Source organism: Acinetobacter sp. Ag2 (genome assembly GCF_001005515.1).
Lineage (GTDB): Bacteria > Pseudomonadota > Gammaproteobacteria > Pseudomonadales > Moraxellaceae > Acinetobacter > Acinetobacter bereziniae.
Genome location: NZ_LBNA01000047.1, coordinates 22517 through 42709, shown reverse-complemented (window position 1 = coordinate 42709; position 20193 = coordinate 22517). Strand labels below are relative to the sequence as shown.

Here is a 20193-nt window from a genome sequence, read left to right as displayed (position 1 = left end):
GCTTTATGTAAGGTGAAAAATGACAACTGTGCAATATGAGCAAAACTGTTCAATTATGCGATTCGTTGCGATATTTTCAGGCAAATGGGTCTTGCCGATTGTTTATCATCTTATACAAGCTCAACATCCTGTGCGATTTAATCAATTACAAAAGGCTTTAGCACCGATTCCTCAAAAGGAACTTTCAAAACAGTTAAAGCTTTTAGAAGAATGCCAACTGATCTCCAAACAGATTTATCCAGAAGTACCTCCACGTGTAGAATATCAAATTACTGCATTGGGAAAATCTTTGGAAAGTTCGATTCGCTCATTGGGTGATTGGATGACGTTTTACGAAAAAAATAGAGATGAAAAATAAGACATTAAGCTGACTTTAAAATTACAGATTCGTTGTAATTTTAATTTTAAACTTGCGTTTTATATTCAGCTTATGCAACTCTAATATAGGAATTTAAAGGTGAACTATGGAACACACTGGTCTTTGGGTTGCGCTCGTAATCGTTGTTTTTGTACTGGGCTCAATTTTTGGCTTACGCGTAAGCCCAAGAGAAAAGGCATTAGGTTTAATGCGTGAAAAAGCCCGAAAGATGGGTTTGCATCCGCGTTTGGTGGCTGCGCCAGAATGGACTAAAATCCCAATGGCAACAGAATCTCGTGCAAGTATGGTGGCTTATTATAGTGTGCTGATTCCTGATGCACGTTTAGCGCTGATGCGTGCATGTGTCGAAGATGAAAAGCTTCACGTGATTCAAGGTGATGCGAAATTTAAAGATTTTCCCATTGCATTAAAGGGGATTTATGCTATTGATATGCAGGCAAATTGTGTAGGGCTATATTGGGATGAAGAATCTGACCTAAGAGCAACACAACTTGATGATATGAAAGCATATTTACTCAAATTGGCTGAAATTTAACTTAATAATAGGAACAGTGGTTTATTATGGCGAACGCTCCTCGGTCCACATCCAAAAGCACTACAGCAAAATCTCCTGATGCTGGAAAAAAGCGTGCATTAGTGATTGTGGAGTCGCCTGCAAAAGCGAAAACGATTAATAAATATTTAGGCTCAAATTACATTGTAAAGTCATCCGTAGGTCATGTCCGTGATTTACCTACAGGCGGCTCAAGTAAAACAGCAGAAAAAAAGCCAGCAACACGCACCAAGTTGACGGAAGATCAGAAGGCTGAAAAGGCACAATCCGCACTCGTCAATCGTATGGGTGTTGATCCAGAACATGGTTGGAAAGCTAAGTATGAAGTGCTTCCCGGCAAAGAGAATGTTGTTGCCGAACTCAAAAAGCTTGCCAAAGATGCAGATGAAATCTATCTCGCAACGGATTTGGATAGAGAAGGGGAAGCAATTGCTTGGCATTTGAGAGAAGTCATTGGTGGGGATGATAGCCGTTACCATCGTGTGGTTTTCAATGAAATTACCAAAAATGCCATCCAAGAAGCATTTAAACAGCCGACACGTCTAGATTTAAATCGAGTCAATGCGCAACAAGCTCGTCGTTTTCTAGACCGAGTTGTTGGCTTTATGGTTTCACCATTGTTATGGGAAAAAATTGCACGTGGTCTATCTGCGGGTCGCGTGCAATCTGTAGCTGTGAAATTGGTGGTGGAACGTGAACGTGAAATTCGTGCCTTTATTCCTGAAGAATATTGGCAAGTTTTTGCAGACACTAAATCTCAAAAAGATGAGATTCGCCTAGAAGTAGTGAAGCAAGCTGGTAAGACATTAAAATTACAGAATAAAGCGCAAACTGATGCTTTGTTGAAAATTTTAAAAGATGCTGAATATAAAGTTGCCACTCGTGAAGATAAACCGACTAAGGTTAATCCAAGTGCGCCATATATCACTTCAACGCTACAACAAGCGGCAAGTACACGCTTAGGTTTCTCAGTAAAGAAAACCATGATGCTTGCACAACGTTTATATGAAGCTGGTTTTATTACCTATATGCGTACTGACTCAACATTTTTAAGTGATGATGCAGTCAGTATGGTGCGTCAGCACATTGAAACAGAGTTTGGTTCGAAATATTTACCTGCAAAAGCCAATCGCTATGGCAACAAGGCAAATGCACAAGAAGCCCATGAAGCAATTCGTCCTTCAAACGTTGGATTAAAAGGCGATAGCTTGGCTGGCGTTGAGCGTGATGCACAACGTTTATATGATTTAATTTGGCGTCAATTTGTGGCATGTCAAATGACACCTGCAGAGTATTTATCTTCAACAATTTTAGTGGATGCCAATGGCGTAGAGCTCAAAGCCAAAGGTCGTACTCTAGTTTTTGATGGTTTTACCAAAGTTCGTGGTCAAAACAAATCTGATGATGATGTTCTATTACCAGCCGTAAAAGTGGGTGAAATTTTAAAACTTGAGAAACTTGATCCTTCTCAACATTTCACTAAACCACCTGCACGTTTTACTGAAGCATCATTGGTCAAAGAATTGGAAAAACGGGGTATCGGGCGACCATCGACATATGCTGCGATTATTTCGACGATTCAAGATCGAGGCTATGTCAAGTTAGACAACCGCCGTCTTTTCGCTGAGAAGATGGGGGAAATTGTCACAGACCGTTTGGATGAGAACTTTAACAATCTAATGAATTACGCTTTTACAGCGGATTTAGAAGGTCAGTTGGATAAAGTTGCAGATGGCGAACGTAATTGGAAAGAGCTTCTTGATAGTTTCTATGGCGATTTTAAAAAGCGTTTAACCACAGCTCAAGGTGAGAATGGCATGCGCCGTAACTTACCTGTAGAAGTTGAGGCGGTACACTGTAAAGAATGCGAACGTCCAATGCAGATTCGTACAGGGACGACAGGTGTCTTTCTGGGTTGTTCAGGTTACAACTTACCTCCAAAAGAACGTTGTAAGGGCACGTTGAATCTTACGCCTGTCGAATCACTGGCAGCACTTTCCGATGATGATGGTGCTGAAACTGCCGATTTGATGTCGAAAAAACGCTGTCCAATTTGTGGTACTGCAATGGACAGCTATGTCATTGATGGTGGTCGAAAACTGCATATCTGTGGAAACAATCCAGACTGTGATGGTTATGAACTTGAAGAAGGTGAGTTCAAAATCAAGGGCTATGATGGTCCAACCATTCCTTGTGACAAGTGTGATGGTGAAATGCAGTTAAAAAATGGTCGGTTTGGTCCTTATTTTGCCTGTATGAGCTGTGATAATACCCGTAAAGTGTTGAAGAATGGTCAACCTGCGCCACCACGTGTAGATCCAATCAAAATGGAACATTTACGTTCAACCAAACATGATGACTTCTTTGTTCTTCGTGATGGTGCTGCGGGTCTATTCTTGGCTGCAAGTAAGTTCCCGAAAGTACGTGAAACACGTGCACCTAAGGTTGCTGAATTGCGTTCTGTTGCAGATCAACTCGATCCAAAATATCAATTTATTTTGCAAGCACCCGATCAAGACCCAGATGGAAATCCGACATTGGTGAAATTCAGTCGTAAGAATCAAGCACAGTATATTGGTTCGGAAACACCAGAAGGTAAACAAACCAAGTGGTCCTTGGTTTACCAAGATGGAAAATGGGTTGAAGCCTAAGTTTTAATTACTCATAAAAATGCTCACAAAAGTGGGCATTTTTTATATCAATTATTATGGGAAGCGGTATGATAAATGAATGAATAAAAAACTAAAAATTGGGGATATTGTGGAAAATACTAAAAAATTTGCGGTTTTAATTGATGCTGATAATTCATCTGTGAACTCAATTTCGTCGGTATTGGAGGAAGTGGCAAAATACGGGATTGCTAGTGTAAAGCGTGTTTATGGAGATTGGAGCAGTGATTCTCTAAAAAAATGGAGAGAAGTCTTATTGCCGCATGCGATTACACCTGTACAGCAATTTGCATATACCAGCGGTAAAGATGCTACAGATATGATTTTGATCATCGATGCGATGGATTTATTATATGGTGGTGCATTGGATGGTTTTTGTATTGTGTCTAGTGATAGTGATTTTACCCCTTTGGCTTCAAGAATAAGGGAAAGTGGTTTAGTTGTTTATGGTTTTGGGCGTAAGAAAACACCTGAGCCATTTAAAAAAGCCTGTGATAAATTTATTTCGATTGAAAACTTGATTGCTGAAGAGAAAGAAGAAGAAAAACAAAGTACTGAAACTAAAAATAATGAAGATACCAAAAAACCTTCTCCAATCGATAAAGAAGAAACGAAAACACCCATTGATAAAGCCACTTTAAATTTGATTTATAAGGCGGTAAAAGACAACTCAGATGACAACGGTTGGGCATATCTAGGTTCTATTGGTACCTATTTAAGTACAGTAAAGCCAGATTTTGATACTCGTGATTATGGTTATACAAAGTTATCAGGACTGATAAAAGCTGTGGAAGTCTTTGAAACTAAAATAGAGGGGAGTCAAATGTTTCTTAAAAAGCGTAAAAAACAGAGCTAAATTCAATGTGGAAAAAACTTCGAATTGCAATTTTATTGGGTATTCTACTTGTTGTGGGAATGAATGCTTGGCGAGATATGAATCAAGACTGGACAAAACCGATTGTGGTTTTACTCCATCCAATCAATGCAGATGGACAAGTCTCTACATCCCATTATATACAGCAAATTTCTGTCGATGATTTACAAGTGATGACGCATTATTTGGCACAGCAATCTCAACTTTTTCGTGGTCAAGCAGTCTCTTTTCATTTTCAGCTTGGGCGTGAATTAAATACTCTACCGCCAAAGTTTCCTGAATCTTCAAATATATTGAATACGATATTATGGAGTTTAAAGTTCAGATTCTATGCTTGGAATCAACATCAAGGAGCAGATGGAACGCCATCTGTGACCTTGTATTTGAATTATTATGATCCAAACTTACAGAAAGTTTTAAAGCACTCAACTGCCTTAGAACGTGGGCGTATTGGCTCAGTCAACTTATTTGCCTCACCAAAGCAAAGTGCAAGTAATCAAGTTGTCTTAGTACATGAGTTATTACATACCTTTGGTGCTCAAGATAAATATGATTTATCGACAGGGCAGCCTCTTTATCCAACAGGTTATGCAAATCCTGAGCAACAACCACTTTACCCGCAACAGCATGCAGAAATTATGGGCGGTTATATTCCACTTTCCCAAAGCAAAAGTAAAACCCCTGAACATTTGGAAGATACCATGATCAGTCGCTTAACTGCACAAGAGATGGGGTGGGTAAAATAGTATCTAGGGAAAGCTGTTATTTTGTTGATTTCGTATAAAGGCAATATTTTATATGCTTTAGATGCAGATTTTATACAGACAAGATGCTGAATTAGATCAACAATCAAATCAATGAATAACAAACAAGAGAAGAATATGCGTACAGTCGGAAATGATTTAGTTCGTCACCAACTCCATGAAAACCGCAAATGGTATCTTTTACTTGGGGCATTGTTGGTCATCTTTGGATTGGTCTTATTGGCTTCATTGGGTATGGCAACACTTACAGTTGTCGTACTGTTTGGTGCGTTGATGATGATTGGTGGGGTTTTGCATCTTATCGCAGCATTTAAAATTTTTGATGGCGGGTTCCGCTGGCTTTGGGCATTGTTTGGTGTGCTGTATCTGATTGCTGGATATTATGCATTTAAGTCACCCGTGACTACCGCAGTGGTGCTTACCAATCTTCTGGCAATTGCTTTATTGATTGGTGGTTTTATTCGTATTTTTAATGCTTTTATGCTCAAGCCAATGTCTGGATGGGGATGGACATTATTTTCAGGTTTATTAACTTTGGCAACAGGGGCAATTATTCTGGCTTCACCAGATGCTCCTTTTTGGATACTTGGATTATTCTTAGGTGTAGATATTTTATTTCAAGGAGTGAATTACCTGACTTTTGCCGCAGCAATTAAGCATATTCCTCCTGCAAGTCACTAATTTAATCTTTGCTTCTAAAATAGACCAATAATAAAAAACGCCTGATGTATTACATCGGGCGTTTTTTATTTTGCCGTTTCAGTTGATGAAATTTGATCTTTTCAGGTACTTAATTTAAAAAACGAATGTTTACAACTTATTCAGGCGCAACACGATATTGACTAGAAATAGCAATGCGATTCCATGTATTAATCACAATGCCAATCCATTCAATTGCAGTAATTTCAGCACTGGATAAATGTTGCGCTGCCTGCTCATAAGCTTGATCAGGAAAATGATGCTGGGTAAGCAATGTGATTTCTTCAATTAAAATTAACGCTGCACGTTCTTTTTGATTAAAGTATTCGCTTTCACGCCAAGCACTGATCAGGGAGATACGATCAGTCGTCTCACCTGCTTTAACTGCATCTTGGGTATGCATGCGCACACAAAAAGCACATTGGTTGATTTGAGAAGCGCGTAATTTCAATAAATGTGAAAAACCTATATCTAGCCCAGCTTGTTGAACTTTTTGCATAGATAAGTTTTCAAGTTCGATGACCGTTTTATAGAGTTCAGGGGCAGTTTTACCGAGATTTATACGTTGCATAATGATTATTTCTTGAGTGTTAATTTTTTCACTTCACAGTTTATTCGCTATAAAAAAATCGTTATGTTATTTTTTGAATATCACCAAAATAAATTTTCTCATGACTAAAGTTTTTGTTCTTGCTCCAGACTCATTTAAAGAAAGTATGACGGCTGAACAAGCCTGTTTTGCAATGCAACGCGGCATTGAAAAAGTCATTGCTAATGCGCAATTTATTCATGTACCTATGGCTGACGGTGGTGAGGGAACCGTTGATGCTTTAGTCGCTGCTCGGGATGGTCGTAAAGTACATTTTGAAGTCACAGGTCCTTTGATCGGTCAAAATGTTCAAAGCTATTTAGGTTTAATTGATGATGGCAAAACAGCCGTTATTGAAATGGCGATGGTGAATGGTATTCACTTGATCGAAAAATCCCAACGTAATCCTTTAGTGACAACAACTATGGGTACAGGTGAAATGATCAAAGCAGCATTAGGGTTGGGTGTGTCTAAAATCATTATCGGTTTAGGGGGCAGTGTTACCAACGATGCAGGTGCAGGAATGGCACAAGCATTGGGAGCAAAATTTTTAGATAAAAATATGCACATTGTGAATGTTGGTGGTGGGCAACTGGAGCAAATTGAGAGCATTGATATTTCGCAATTGGACCATCGTTTAAAGCAGACCGAGATTATCATTGCCAGTGATGTGACTAATCCTTTGTGTGGAGCGTCTGGCGCTTCTTATGTGTTTGCCCCACAAAAAGGAGCAACACCAAAGATGGTTGAAAAACTTGATCAAAATTTAAAATATTTTGCGGAGTTGGTAAAACATCAATTAAATGTCGATGTTGCCGATGTACAGGGGGCGGGTGCAGCAGGTGGTTTAGGTTTTGGTCTGATGGTATTTACAGGTGCGAAAATACGTTCAGGCGTTGAGCTTGTGATTGAAGAAACTCAACTTGCTGAAAAAGTTGCGAAAGCTGATTATGTTTTGACTGGAGAAGGTGGTATGGATTTTCAGACCAAGTTCGGTAAAACCCCTTTTGGAGTGGCGCAAGTTGCTAAGAAGTTGAATAAACCAGTGATTGCTTTTGCTGGGTACGTGGGGCAAGGAATTGAGGAGTTATACACTGAAGGTTTTACTGCAATTTTCGGAATTGTTGATGGTGCTTGTGAGTTACAAACAGCGTTGAAGCAAGGTGAGCAAAATTTACAGCGTTGTTGTGAAAATGTGGCTCGCTTAATCAATCTATAGTGTTTCTAGATCGAGTAAATTTTGATTGTTTTTTATAGAGGTTGAATCTTTTATCTTCAATATTTCTCGATCTTCGATCCAGAGTAAAGCGTCAATTCACGACTTGATCATGAGCTTAAACTACATAATTTCATGATAGCTCTGCTAAACTAACGACCATCCATAAAGTGATGAGTGAAAATGAGTTTAGCCAACCTGATTGATGAATTAAACCCTCAACAAAAACAAGCTGCTACGACTAAAAACAAGCATAGTCTAGTGCTTGCAGGGGCAGGTTGTGGCAAAACAAAAACCATTGTCGCTCGTGCTGCATATCTCATAGATCAAGGTATTCCTGCGAATCAAATTCAGATTTTGACCTTTACTCGTCGTTCTGCCAGTGAAATTGTAGCAAGAGTAGAGTTGGCATTGGGTGATCAGGCGAGAGGATTACGAGCTTCGACATTCCACACCTTTTGCATGTATCTACTGCGCCGTGCACCGAAAGCATTTGGTCTGGACCAGTTTTCAATCATTGATCGTGATGATCAATTGATGTTATTTCGTTTGATTCGGGGCAAGGATGATAAAAAGAACCCGAATGCGTTACCCAAGCCACAACAACTTTGTGATTTATATTCTTTTGCTCGCAATACTCGTCAAAAACTCAGCTTAGCTTTAGAAAAACAGTTGCCTGAGTTTTTAGAATATAAAGATCAAATTGCTGAAATTATGAAAGAGTACGAAAGCCGTAAACGCACTCGTAGCTTTCTCGATTACGATGATATTCTGGCTGTTGTTGCATCGGCTTTGGCGCAATCGGAGGGATTGGTTGAGTATGTGGCAAGCCTATGTCAATACATGCTGGTTGATGAAATGCAGGATACCAATCCTTTGCAATGGGCGATTTTAGAACCGTTGAAAGAAAAAACCTCATTGTTTTGTGTCGGTGATGATGCACAATCTATTTATGGTTTTCGTGGTGCAGATTTTGAAAACATTCATCATTTCAAAGATCGAGTACCAGACGCAGAGATTTTCAAATTAGAAAAAAATTATCGATCTACGCAAGAGATTTTAGACCTCTCCAATTGGCTATTGGAGCAAAGCCCGATTCATTATGATAAAAAACTAGAAGCTTACCGCGGCGATGGTCTTAAACCACGTATGCATGTTTTCCCAAACGAGTTTGATGAAGCAAAGTGGATTGCAATCGACATTAAAGAACGTCATTTGTTGGAAGGCTCGGCATGGAATGATCATATGGTCTTGGTGCGTTCAGCTTTTGCTGCCAGACATATCGAAGCTGCATTTATTCAAGCCAATGTTCCATACCGGTTTATTGGTGGGATGAAATTACTTGAAACGGCACATGTCAAAGACTTGTTGAGTTTATTGCGTGTGATTGCCAATCCGCTTGATGATATTGCTTGGATGCGTTTCTTAACCCTTTGGAATGGTGTTGGTGATGTCGGTGCAAGTAAGCTTGCTCAACAGCTGTTACTTGATCCTGATATTGAAAAAATTACGGAGAAACTTGAGAAATTTGGGCGTATTCCAGATCATACCTTGTTGATCATGAAGCAAATGAGTGTGTTGAAAACTGAAGTTGAAGCTTGTGTTCGGCTTGGTGTTGAAGCAATTCTCAATCAGTTAGAAGAGAATTATGCTAAGAAGGATTGGCATAAACGCGTGGGTGATTTTGATCTGGTTAAACAGCTTGCCTCAAAACATAGCCAATTAAGTGAGTTTTTAGAAGAGTATGTGCTTGACCCTGTTTCAATTAGTGAGATCGAACGTCAGTCGCAAGATGATGTGGTAACACTGATTACGATTCATTCGGCAAAGGGAACTGAACAAAAAGTGTGTTATGTTGCCAATGTATCCGCAGGACAATATCCGCATGCACGCGCACAAGGTAATTTTGATGAAGTTGAGGAAGAACGCAGAGTTCTTTATGTGGCACTCACCCGTGCACAGAACGAATTGATTTTAACCAAGCAAAATTTAAACTTTTGGGCGCATCGTCAGACGGATGAACAAGGCAGAGAAATTGAAAGTTATTTCTTCAATGATTTAACTCGAAATTTATGTACAACAGAAACTCATTACAGACAACGAGAACAAACGGTTAAAAGTGCTTTAATCGAGCGGCAAGCGATTAATTTAGATTTTGGCATTGATCTGGATTAAACTATAGCAATCGTTTTTCATTCAAAAAGTAGGTAGGCGAGTGCTTTTTGATGTTTTTTGCCTCGTTTATATTTAAGGTTGTAAGATGAAAATTTTAGTTCGCAGTTTAGAACGCACTGTAACAGAAGCTGAATTATTAGAGTTGTTCCAACAATTTGGCACAGTGAAGTCTTGTACATTGGTGCTGGATGCAACCACAGGCAAATCAAAAGGTTTTGCTTTTGTTGAAATGCCACATGGCAGAGAAGCTGTAAAAGCGATCAAGGGTTTGAATACTTTGCGTTTACATGGTCATGGGATTCGTGTCAAAGCTGCTGAAGAAAAACCAGAAGCTTAAATCAAAAGAGGGAGCAGGGAGTGCTCCTTTTTATTGCAAATACGATTTATAAAAAAATATTATAAGATAATAATTTAAATATGTTTTATTGCTGGATTTTTTCTATTCATTTTATTGACATTCGACATGGATAAAATTTATTGTGATTTTTGTGAAATAAAGATTAAGCTAAGTAAAGTATGTTGACACTTCACAGATACCTGCGACAGTGGACATTTTTTCATGCCTTGTTTATGTTGTTTTAATTGATAACACAGTGCATGTTTGAAATATCAACAGGTGTTATATAGTAAATGCCAAAATCTTAGGGAACATCCATGTCACGTGTAGCTCGCTTTCATGCAGACCGTACCAATCAAAAACTTTATTTTGCTCGTCTTTCATGTATGCAGGCAGAACAGACAGAAAATGTTCAGCAAGCCCAAGCTCAGCGTGAAGCAGCCGTATTTCATTTACATGGCGCAGTTCTGGCATTTTTACAGGAACTGGTTCGTTATTATCGCTTAAATGATTTGTCTCCTACGTTGAAGTCGATAGAAGAGAACATGGCAGCAAAAGGGCAAGTATCACCTGAAGTTTTGGTGATGCAAAAATTGGCAAAAGAAGGATTTATTGCTGAGCTTAAAAGAGCATATCGACTTTGCCAATATGCACCTGAACCGAGTGCGCCAGAACCTGAAGATGAGACATCTTCTAATTTAATTATTAAAGTGACACAAACACCACAAGCATGGTTGCCAGATACCAGAATTTTAAGAGAATGGCATCGTGATTTATCACAACTTATTGATGGTTTTCGTAATGAAATGGTTGAATTCTGATCTTTTTGATCAGATTCACTTGAAATTTTGTTTTAAATGACTATATAAAATATCTACAAGATGCAAAGTGCATTCAGTGCTTTGCCCCATGTTGAGCATGGAGGATTTATGTCTATCGAACAGTTAAAAGAGTTATTTGGGAATCAAGAAGCTATTTTGGAGTTAGTACAACTCGAAGGTGGTGAATTGGCATTGCGTAATGCAGGATCTGAAAAGGATCCATTGGTCACGATCCAATTTAATGAAGAAGTGAAAGCGTTATTGGGTGATCAAACACCAGCAATAGCTCAACAAATGATTCAAGCTGCATTATTCGCTTTACTTGAAAAGCAGGCGGATGAATGGCATGCGGAAGTTGTTGATGTGCAGCCGAAATATATGAGCTAGTACAGCTAAGGTTTGGTTTTCTAAAATAAATAAAAAACGCACTTTAAAGTGCGTTTTCTTTGTCACTTGTTTTAAATGAGCTGAAAGCTCAATTCAAATTCAATGCGTTGGTTCATGATGGTGTGCAATTTGAATTTGATTCAAAATATGATTGCTCATATTTTTCGCCATTTCCTCTTTTGCATAATAGACTTCACCAACATTGTCTTTGCGAATAACTTCTGCCTCTTCTTTATTTTCAGCACAAACCAAAACTTGAATTTCTGGATTCAGTAATTTTGCTGTGTCGACAATTTTATGAATATCGACAATATCCATCGGTGAAATAACCAATAGTCTTGCATGTTGAATATGCGCTTGAATAAGGACACTGGGTTCAGTGGCACGACCTGAAACCGCAGCAATACCTTTTTCACGTAAGTTTTCTACGATTTCACGATTTTCTTCTGCGATCACGACTTTAATACCATCTTCCATAAGTGTTTTGGTGATACGACGACCGACTTCACCATGACCGACAATCACCACTTGGTCACGCAAGTAAGCTTGATCGACTTCATCAGGAAGCATTGCCAAAGGATCACCACTACGTTCAAGCAAGCGTGCTAAATGTGAGCGTTCACGAATCCAGTTCTGTACAGGCTCAATGGCAGAGAACAGGAATGAGTTTAGGGTAATCGAGAATAATGCACCTGCCAAAATCAAGTTTTGTGCTTCAGGGCTGAGTAAACCAAGTGAGAGACCCAATGTCGCAAGAATAAATGAGAACTCACCAATTTGTGCCAAACTTGCACCAACAGTCAATGCAGTATTGATCGGGTAGCGGAAGAATAAAACCAACGCCATTGCTGCGAGTGTTTTACCAATCATGATGATGGCAATCACGGCTAAAATATGTAAAGGTTGTTCAATAATAATGCGCGGATCAAACAACATTCCCACAGAAACGAAGAAGAGGATTGAGAAAATTTCTCTTAATGGTAAGGTTTCTTCTTCTGCACGATGACTAAAATCAGACTCTTTTACCACCATCCCCGCAAAGAATGCGCCTAATGCCATAGAGACGCCAAAGATCGCGTAAGAGCCATAAGCAATTGAAACTGCTGCTGCAACCACTGTTAAGGTAAAAAGCTCTCTAGAACCCAAACGAGCGACATATTGCATGATCATTGGAACAAGTCGTTTCCCAATAATGAGCATAAAGGCAATAAAGCCAGTGACTTTGAGTAGCGTGATGCCTAAGGTCATCCAAATGTTTTGATCTGACTCATGCCCTGCGATGGGATGTCCTCCCAAAAGTACTGCGGTTGCAGGAAGCAGAACCAAAACCAGTACCATGACCAGATCTTCGACCAATAACCAGCCAACTGCAATTTTACCATTGATCGAATCGAGTAAACCTTTATCACCCAAAGCCTTCAATAAAACCACGGTACTAGCACAAGATAAACTTAAACCAAAGACCAGTGCAGATCCAAAACTCCATCCCCAAAACATGGAAACAGCTATTCCCAACAAGGTTGCAACTGCGATTTGTAAAATTGCACCAGGTAAAGCAATTCTTCGAACTTGCATTAAATCATTGAGGGAAAAATGCATGCCTACACCAAACATCAAAAACATCACGCCTAATTCAGCAAGCTGATTGGCAAGTGTGATGTCTGCGACTACACCGGGTGTATTAGGACTAATAATAATCCCTGCAATAAGATAACCAATCAAAGGAGGAAGGCGTAAACGTGCAGCGATATAGCCAAAAATGAGGGCTATACCAAAGCCAACTGCAAGCAAAATAATCAGATCTACGTCATGAGGCACTAAATACTCCTTAATTTTTAGGAGAAATCATTCAAAAAATCATTTCTAAAAGGGTATGGCTCTAGTTGAAACCATATAAAATGCACGAATAGTGCCAAATTTGATGAAGATTTTAACAAGTTGAAGAAAAAAAAGGCAAAAAAAACGACCCAAATGGATCGTATTTTTTAAGAAAACTAAAATTATTTAATTTTAGCTTCTTTGAAGATAACGTGTTGACGGATTTTTGGATCAAATTTTTTGATTTCCATTTTTTCCGGCATAGTACGTTTGTTCTTAGTAGTGGTATAGAAATAACCTGTACCAGCAGTAGAAACTAGGCGAATTTTATCACGCATGGTTCAGACTCCTTAGATCTTTTGACCTTGAGCACGTAGGTCAGCAACAACCTTTTCAATGCCCAATTTGTCGATAATACGCATACCTTTAGTGGTTAAACGAAGACGTACAAAACGTTTTTCGCTTTCTAACCAGAAACGGTGGTGATGCAGGTTCGGCTCGAACCGGCGTTTAGTTTTGTTGTTGGCGTGTGAGACGTTGTTACCAACGACTGGACGCTTGCCGGTAACTTGGCAAACCTTAGACATGGTGTAACTCCATTGATTTAGCCAACAGCAAATCTGTATGGCCAGTCAAAATAAAACGGATTGAATTCATTCAAGGGGCGTTTTATACCAAAATTCCGCTTAAAAGACAAGCGGAATTCGTCAAAACGCAATCTGATCTATTGTGATAGATCATGCCTTGATCAGTTAGCGTAAGAAAGTTTTCTCTAAAATTTTATTTAGGGGTTTATCGTAAGGCGCTAAGATGAATTTTAAGCTGAATAGCTTAGGAATAGACATCACTGAACGCTCATGTGATAAACCAAAGAAACCTTCTGGGCCATGATATTTGCCCATACCCGAAGCACCTACGCCACCAAATGGTAGATCGTCTTGTGCAACATGGGTTAGAACGGCATTTTGACCGAAATGTCCTGAGTGAGTACGTTGGGAAACATATTCAGCACGAGCATTGTCAAAGTCGAAATAGTATAAAGCAAGTGGACGAGGTCTGCCATTAATAAAGTCAATCACATCGTCGATTTGATCATATTCCATGATTGGAAGGACTGGACCAAAAATTTCATTCTTCATAATGTCCATAGTCGGTAAGACACCTGTTAAGAATGTTGGGGCAATTTTTCGTACAGCGGTTAAATCCTCATGATTAGGATTAATCTCAGTGAATTGAGCACCTTGTTGACGCGCATCTTCTAAATACCCTTGGATACGATTGTATTGTTTATCATTAATGATGCTGGTGTAATCCTGATTGTCTCGCAAGGTTGGGTACATTGCTGTAGCGATTTCTTTAAATGAATCAATGAACTCAGCAGTTTTACCTTTAGGCAGGAACATATAGTCAGGTGCAACACAGGTTTGACCTGCATTCCAAAGCTTACCAAATGCAATTCGTTCAGCCACCAATTTTAAGTCGCTAGACGGATGTACAATCACTGGTGATTTACCACCCAGTTCAAGAATAACAGGCACAAGATTCTCTGCCGCTGCACTCATCACTGTTTTACCAACATTGGTAGAACCAGTAAAAATGATTTTATCGAAGGCTAAATGCGAAAAAGCATCAGAAATTTGTCCACCACCATTCACGACTGCAACCAACTCTTGTGGGAATGCTTCTGATAATGCATTTTCAAGCACATAACCAAATTGAGAAGATGAACTGGAAATCTTTAACATGGCATGATTACCAGCAGCCAAGGCGCAAATCAGCGGTCCAACTGACAGTAACAATGGGTAATTCCAAGGTGCGATAATTCCAATTACACCTAGAGGTTGATATTGCACCCAGGCTTTGCCTGGTTGGTGTAACATAGAGACATGGCGCTTAGATGGTTTCATCCATGCTGTTAAATGCTTGCTATAATATTTAATTTGCTCTAAACAGGTAAGTAGTTCACCGATTTTAGTTTCGCTGATTGAACGATTGCCGTAGTCTTGATTGATTGCATCTGCAAATTGATCTTGATATTTTACCAAAACTTTTTTCAAGCGAGCTAAACGTTCAATACGCTCTTTAGCTGTAGGAACAGGATAACGCTGATAAGCAGCTTTCTGTTGTTCAAGCAGATCGTGCATATGTTGAACTTCAGGTGAATAGGAAGTCATTGAATTTGTTTTTGTATGACTGTTCATGACAAACACCATTTACGAATAGGTTAATATAATATATTTTTTAGAGTAAATACTCTAAATAGTCAAGTCACTTTATGTTAGCTTGTGCTAACGGTTAAAAATGGTAATAGGATGTCAAGCTCCAAAACTTTGAAAACGAAAGATCGAATTTTGCAGATTAGTCTGCAACTTTTTAATGAACGCGGAGAGCGTGCAGTTACGACAAATCATATTGCTGCTGAGCTTGGGATTAGTCCTGGAAATTTGTATTATCATTTTCGAAACAAGCAAGAAATCATTAAAGAGTTGATGGAGCAATATCAAAAAGAAACATTAGATATGCTTTCATTACCCGATGACCGTAAAGTCAATGCAAATGATAAGATTCGTTATTTTCAAGTTTTGAGTAGCCAACTTTGGGAATATCGTTTCTTACATCGTGATGTTTATCACTTAATAGAAAATAATGATGATTTTAGAAAAATATATCCTCGTTTCGCTGGAAAAGTGATGCAGCAGGGACAAAAAATTTATCATGCCTTTGTTCAAGCGGGCTTGATGCAGATGACAGCTTCTGAAATTGAAGCGTTGATTATCAATATTTGGATTGTACTGACCAACTGGACAAACTTCCTTTATATGTCTGGGCATTTGAGTGATTCCAATCATTTGGATGAAAAATGGATTTGGCAGGCGTTACGTCAAATGGTGTTTTTGGAAGGTCCGTATTTGCGTGGTGAAAGCCGTGAAACCTATGAGCGCTTGTTGGAAAGTTTTGGTTCTTCAGAATTATTTGCAAGTTTATCGGCAGTAAAACACGATTGATGCCGAATCAAGATTGAAAGCTGCTAAAAAAGCGTTAGAATACTCGGCTGTTTTAAACTAATTTATAAGTGATATCCTTCAACATGAACATGACTACTGCCAACACAGCACGTCTACTGATTACTTGTGAAGACAAGCCAGGAATCGTGCAAGCTGTATCGAGCTTTTTGTATCATCAGGGCGCAAATATTACCGCGCTTGATCAATACGCAACTGAAGCTCAGGGCGGACGTTATTTCATGCGTGTTGAATTTGAACTTGACCATTTGCAATCTCGTCGTGAAAGTCTGATCCAAACTTTTGCAAGTAATGTTGCTGAACGCTATAGCATGCATTGGCGTTTAAGCTTGGTGAGCGATATTAAAAAAGTAGGTATCTTGGTCTCTAAAGTCGACCATGCTTTACTTGAGTTACTTTGGCGTCATTCACGTGGCGGTTTACATTGTGAAATCACACAAGTGGTTTCAAATCATGAAGATTTGCGTGAGTCAGTAGAGAACTTTGGTATTCCTTTCCATGTGGTTCCAGTCAATAAAGAAAATAAGCGTGAAGCGTATGCGCAAATTGATGAACTCATGCAAGGCAATGACTTGCTGGTGCTTGCACGCTATATGCAGATTCTTGATGAAGAGTTTGTACAAAAATGGGAAATGAAGGTGATTAATATTCATCATTCATTCTTACCTGCATTTGTCGGCGCTAATCCTTATAAACAAGCCTATGAAAAGGGTGTGAAGTTGATTGGTGCAACAGCCCATTATGTCACAGCTGATTTGGACCAAGGACCAATTATTGAGCAAGATGTAGAACGTGTAAATCACGATTTTACTGTTGAGCAATTACGTGAATTAGGTCAGGATGTTGAGCGTAATGTTTTGGCAAGAGCAGTCAAATGGCATCTTGAAGATCGTATTATTGTCGATGGCAACAAGACTGTTGTATTTCAATAATATGTGAATGTTGGTTAAATTTTTAAGATGAAAAAGGGATGCTTTAAGCATCCCTTTTTATTTTTTTATTTGTAAAAATGATAAAAAACGCAAAAAAAGCTGTTGCAAATGAAAACACTTCTCATTTATCATTGTTGCACTTTAATTGTTCTATCCGATGAGCTTAATCTGTAAATTGATTATTTTACAGTTTACTCAATTTTAGGTATTTAGATTCTTATGAGTCAGTCTTCCTCTGCACCACTTCAAACGCCTCCACCGATGAAGAAAAAAGTCCTTGCTGCAGTCTTAGCAGTTATTGTTGGGCATGTAGGTGTATTGTGGGGAATCAGTAATATGAAGGCTTTTGAATTACCTCAAATCAAGAAAGAACCTTTAAAAATCAAATTTTTAAAGCTCAAAGAAGATGCTCCACCACCGCCTCCACCTCCTGTTGAACAGATCAAGCCTAAAGTTAAACCTAAGCCGGTAGAGAAGAAAATCGAACCGAAACCGGTGGTTAAACCGAAAATCATTGAACAGAAAAAACCTGTTGTAAATGATGATCGTGCAAGAAAGCTTGAAGAGCAGAAACGTTTAGATGATCAAAAACGTTTAGAAGATCAGAAGCGTATGGATGAGCAAAAACGTCTAGATGAGCAAAAGCGTTTAGAAGATCAAAAACGTTTGGATCAACAGAAGCGTGAACAAGAGGAACGTGACCGTCAGCGTCGTGAGCAAGAACAAAGAAATACGCCACGTAATGTCAGTGACGGACAAGTGTCTTGGAATCGCAGTCCTCGAATTGCAAAAGACCAGTTACTTAAACTGATGTCACCTGAAGATGGTACAAAGGTTGTAAATCTTGAAATTACCGCAGATGCGAATGGAAATATTACCAATGTACGTGTGATCCAATCGAGTGGTAACTCAAGTTTAGACAGTTACGTTGTTAAACAGACACAATCTGCAAAATTTAAAGCCTACAAAGAAAATGGCACTGGTGTACCATTTAAAATTAGGCAGGATTTTGCGTTGTCAGTCTCTAAAAAATGATTTTTTTTAAGAATTAGGAAATGTGCATATGAACTTTTCAGTTTATTGGCAACATGCTGATGCGGTCAGTAAAACACTGTATTTCGTGTTATTGGCAATGTCTATTGCAACGTGGACTGTGTTCATTTTGCGTATTTTGGGCACGCGTCAACTCAAGCAGGTTGCTCAAGACCATCTCGCTCAAGCGTTGAGTGCATTAAAGGCAAAACTTGCACCACTTGGATTTGATCAACGTAAAGCAGTTGCAGAACAAGCTTTATTGCGTCAGATTTCAGTAGAGAAAGCCAATGCTGAAAAGGGTGTTTCTGTATTAGGTACGATTGCTTCACTGGCACCATTTGTGGGTTTATTTGGTACAGTATGGGGAATTTTCCATGCATTGGTTGCTGTCGGTAAAAGCGGTCAAGCAGGTTTAGCGCAAGTTGCAACACCTGTTGGTGAGGCGTTGATCATGACAGGGCTTGGTCTTGCAGTCGCAATTCCTGCTGTATTGGCGTATAACATCTGTGTACGTTTCAATCGCACTTTGTCAAATGAATTACAAGATCAAGCACATGGTTTATTGATTGATACGATGTTGCAGCAAGAATCTTCAACAAAAAAAGTTGAAGCTGAAGCAACAAATAAAGGTTTAGTTGGAGGTCAAGCTTAATGGCTTTTCAATTGGGAGAAGACAACGATTCTGGCATGAATGAGATGAATCTTATTCCGCTGATCGATATTATGTTGGTATTGATGATCATCTTCTTGGTGACAGCAACCGTTGCTAACCCATCGATACCGTTAACCTTACCGAAAACTACCGCTGAAGTGAATGCTCCACCTCCTGAAGCCATTACGATTAGTATTAATCAGCAAGGCGAAGTGGCTTGGAATGATCAAATCATTACTTTAGATGAATTATCAAAACGATTTGATGAAGCAGGACAAAAAGCTGTTAAACCAGCTGTTCAGCTAAGAGCCGATAAAGAGTCGCGTTATGATACTGTTGCACAAGTGATGTCACGTGCAAGTGAGGCAGGATTAAATGATCTTGCGTTTATGAGTGATAATTAATAAATAACAAGAAAATGATAATATTTTTTAAAACCTCCCAGATGGGAGGTTTTTTTATACGGATTTTAAACGCTTTAAATTTTAAAAAGACTTAATCTTTGAGTAAGTCTTGGAATTGGCTATGTAATTTGAGCAGTTTAGGAGGAATGGCAAAATTACAGTATCCCTGCGCAGGGTTTCGAGCAAAGAAGTTTTGATGATATTCTTCCGCAGGATGGAAGATTGGGGCTGGACTGAGTTCAGTGACAATATTTAGCCCATCTGCTTTGAGTTGCTCAATAAAGCTTTCAGACTCGACCTTTTGCTGTTCATTGAAATAATAAATGACAGAACGGTACTGTGTGCCAATATCATTGCCTTGACGGTTTAATGTGGTTGGATCATGTATTGCAAAAAATACAGTGAGCAATTGTTGATAGTTGATCTGTTGTTGATCGAAATCAATCAAAATCACTTCAGCATGATTGGTATCTCCATTGCAAATCGCCTCATAGGTAGGATTGGTTGTATGCCCACCAGCATAACCACTTACCACCTTTTGAACACCTTTAAGCTGTAAAAAAACGGCTTCTGTACACCAAAAACAGCCACCACCGAATAAAGCTTGTTGCATTGAGAAATCCTTTTCTTATTGAATAGGAAAAAATATGATCTAAATGATCATAGCGTGAATGATGTGATAGTGTCATATCACTATTTCAGAATAGATAGTATTACAACCTGATTAAGTTGATCAGTCAGTGGAAATTGTAGCTAGATTTAACATCAAAAAAATATAAATAAATTGTCAAAGCTTATTGTATTCGTGTGAGTAAAAGACATTTGAAAAAATGCGCTCATAAAAAATTGATTTTATACCAACGAGG

The 20193-nt window shown here is 38.9% G+C and carries 22 protein-coding genes; 16 read left to right on the top strand and 6 right to left on the bottom strand.

The annotated features are described in order from the left end of the window. The first annotated feature begins 19 nt into the window (after positions 1-19). The 6 genes from AAV97_RS09390 to AAV97_RS09365 all read left to right on the top strand — a co-directional run bounded on the left by AAV97_RS09390 (position 20) and on the right by AAV97_RS09365 (position 5920). Positions 20-358 carry a winged helix-turn-helix transcriptional regulator gene (locus AAV97_RS09390; RefSeq protein WP_004826637.1) on the top strand — a complete coding sequence of 113 codons (339 nt, stop codon included), beginning with the start codon at positions 20-22 and terminating at the stop codon, positions 356-358. Between the two features lie 106 nt (positions 359-464). Next, the gene (locus AAV97_RS09385; protein WP_004826640.1) at positions 465-914 is read left to right on the top strand and encodes an ammonium transporter; all 450 of its coding nucleotides are present in this window, start codon (positions 465-467) and stop codon (positions 912-914) included. A 26-nt stretch (positions 915-940) separates the two neighbouring features. After that, positions 941-3583, top strand: a complete 2643-nt coding sequence (gene topA, locus AAV97_RS09380; RefSeq protein WP_042085044.1) for a type I DNA topoisomerase — start codon at positions 941-943, stop codon at positions 3581-3583. A 79-nt stretch (positions 3584-3662) separates the two neighbouring features. Continuing rightward, entirely contained in the window at positions 3663-4457 is a 795-nt protein-coding gene (locus tag AAV97_RS09375; protein ID WP_004826644.1) for an NYN domain-containing protein, read from the top strand. 5 nt (positions 4458-4462) lie between these two features. Next, on the top strand, positions 4463-5221 hold the full coding sequence (locus AAV97_RS09370; RefSeq protein ID WP_046760408.1) for a hypothetical protein: 759 nt from the start codon (positions 4463-4465) through the stop codon (positions 5219-5221). Positions 5222-5356: 135 nt separating this feature from the next. Further along, positions 5357-5920: an HdeD family acid-resistance protein gene (locus AAV97_RS09365; protein ID WP_046760407.1), complete on the top strand. Its 564-nt coding sequence runs from the start codon at positions 5357-5359 to the stop codon at positions 5918-5920. Between the two features lie 136 nt (positions 5921-6056). Here AAV97_RS09365 and AAV97_RS09360 read toward each other — a convergent pair whose 3' ends face one another. After that, positions 6057-6509 carry a carboxymuconolactone decarboxylase family protein gene (locus AAV97_RS09360; RefSeq protein WP_046760406.1) on the bottom strand — a complete coding sequence of 151 codons (453 nt, stop codon included), beginning with the start codon at positions 6507-6509 and terminating at the stop codon, positions 6057-6059. 100 nt (positions 6510-6609) lie between these two features. Between AAV97_RS09360 and AAV97_RS09355 the strand changes: the two genes are divergently transcribed. The 5 genes from AAV97_RS09355 (at position 6610) to AAV97_RS09335 (ending at position 11463) form a co-directional block, all read left to right on the top strand. Continuing rightward, a complete protein-coding gene (locus AAV97_RS09355) occupies positions 6610-7746 on the top strand; it encodes a glycerate kinase (protein ID WP_046760405.1) in 1137 nt (378 codons plus the stop codon). A 180-nt stretch (positions 7747-7926) separates the two neighbouring features. Next, positions 7927-9918, top strand: a complete 1992-nt coding sequence (locus tag AAV97_RS09350) for an ATP-dependent helicase (protein WP_046760404.1) — start codon at positions 7927-7929, stop codon at positions 9916-9918. Between the two features lie 85 nt (positions 9919-10003). Next, the gene (locus tag AAV97_RS09345; RefSeq protein ID WP_004826655.1) at positions 10004-10255 is read left to right on the top strand and encodes an RNA recognition motif domain-containing protein; all 252 of its coding nucleotides are present in this window, start codon (positions 10004-10006) and stop codon (positions 10253-10255) included. A 317-nt stretch (positions 10256-10572) separates the two neighbouring features. Further along, on the top strand, positions 10573-11076 hold the full coding sequence (locus AAV97_RS09340) for a DUF6586 family protein (protein ID WP_004826657.1): 504 nt from the start codon (positions 10573-10575) through the stop codon (positions 11074-11076). A 108-nt stretch (positions 11077-11184) separates the two neighbouring features. Then, positions 11185-11463, top strand: a complete 279-nt coding sequence (locus AAV97_RS09335; RefSeq protein WP_004826658.1) for a hypothetical protein — start codon at positions 11185-11187, stop codon at positions 11461-11463. Positions 11464-11562: 99 nt separating this feature from the next. Here AAV97_RS09335 and AAV97_RS09330 read toward each other — a convergent pair whose 3' ends face one another. The 4 genes from AAV97_RS09330 to AAV97_RS09315 all read right to left on the bottom strand — a co-directional run bounded on the left by AAV97_RS09330 (position 11563) and on the right by AAV97_RS09315 (position 15482). Beyond that, complete coding sequence (locus AAV97_RS09330; protein WP_005035651.1) at positions 11563-13281, bottom strand: cation:proton antiporter; 1719 nt, start codon at positions 13279-13281, stop codon at positions 11563-11565. 182 nt (positions 13282-13463) lie between these two features. Further along, the gene (gene rpmG, locus AAV97_RS09325; protein WP_003654787.1) at positions 13464-13619 is read right to left on the bottom strand and encodes a 50S ribosomal protein L33; all 156 of its coding nucleotides are present in this window, start codon (positions 13617-13619) and stop codon (positions 13464-13466) included. 12 nt (positions 13620-13631) lie between these two features. Beyond that, positions 13632-13868 carry a 50S ribosomal protein L28 gene (rpmB, locus tag AAV97_RS09320; protein ID WP_000048256.1) on the bottom strand — a complete coding sequence of 79 codons (237 nt, stop codon included), beginning with the start codon at positions 13866-13868 and terminating at the stop codon, positions 13632-13634. A 165-nt stretch (positions 13869-14033) separates the two neighbouring features. Next, complete coding sequence (locus AAV97_RS09315; RefSeq protein ID WP_009586118.1) at positions 14034-15482, bottom strand: coniferyl aldehyde dehydrogenase; 1449 nt, start codon at positions 15480-15482, stop codon at positions 14034-14036. Positions 15483-15593: 111 nt separating this feature from the next. Here AAV97_RS09315 and AAV97_RS09310 point away from each other — a divergent pair, with 111 nt between their 5' ends. The 5 genes from AAV97_RS09310 to AAV97_RS09290 all read left to right on the top strand — a co-directional run bounded on the left by AAV97_RS09310 (position 15594) and on the right by AAV97_RS09290 (position 19327). Beyond that, positions 15594-16286 carry a TetR/AcrR family transcriptional regulator gene (locus AAV97_RS09310; RefSeq protein WP_004826666.1) on the top strand — a complete coding sequence of 231 codons (693 nt, stop codon included), beginning with the start codon at positions 15594-15596 and terminating at the stop codon, positions 16284-16286. A gap of 83 nt (positions 16287-16369) precedes the next feature. After that, on the top strand, positions 16370-17236 hold the full coding sequence (purU, locus tag AAV97_RS09305) for a formyltetrahydrofolate deformylase (protein ID WP_004826668.1): 867 nt from the start codon (positions 16370-16372) through the stop codon (positions 17234-17236). A 219-nt stretch (positions 17237-17455) separates the two neighbouring features. After that, positions 17456-18271 carry an energy transducer TonB family protein gene (locus tag AAV97_RS09300; RefSeq protein ID WP_005035655.1) on the top strand — a complete coding sequence of 272 codons (816 nt, stop codon included), beginning with the start codon at positions 17456-17458 and terminating at the stop codon, positions 18269-18271. A gap of 28 nt (positions 18272-18299) precedes the next feature. Further along, positions 18300-18923: a MotA/TolQ/ExbB proton channel family protein gene (locus AAV97_RS09295; RefSeq protein WP_004826672.1), complete on the top strand. Its 624-nt coding sequence runs from the start codon at positions 18300-18302 to the stop codon at positions 18921-18923. Next, positions 18923-19327, top strand: coding sequence for an ExbD/TolR family protein (locus AAV97_RS09290; protein WP_004826673.1), 405 nt, complete (start codon positions 18923-18925; stop codon positions 19325-19327). The genes AAV97_RS09295 and AAV97_RS09290 overlap by 1 nt, the downstream gene beginning before the upstream one ends. A 91-nt stretch (positions 19328-19418) precedes the next feature. On the opposite strand, the gene msrA is transcribed toward AAV97_RS09290, so the two are convergent. Next, entirely contained in the window at positions 19419-19940 is a 522-nt protein-coding gene (msrA, locus tag AAV97_RS09285) for a peptide-methionine (S)-S-oxide reductase MsrA (RefSeq protein WP_009586139.1), read from the bottom strand. Between the last annotated feature and the right edge of the window lie 253 nt (positions 19941-20193).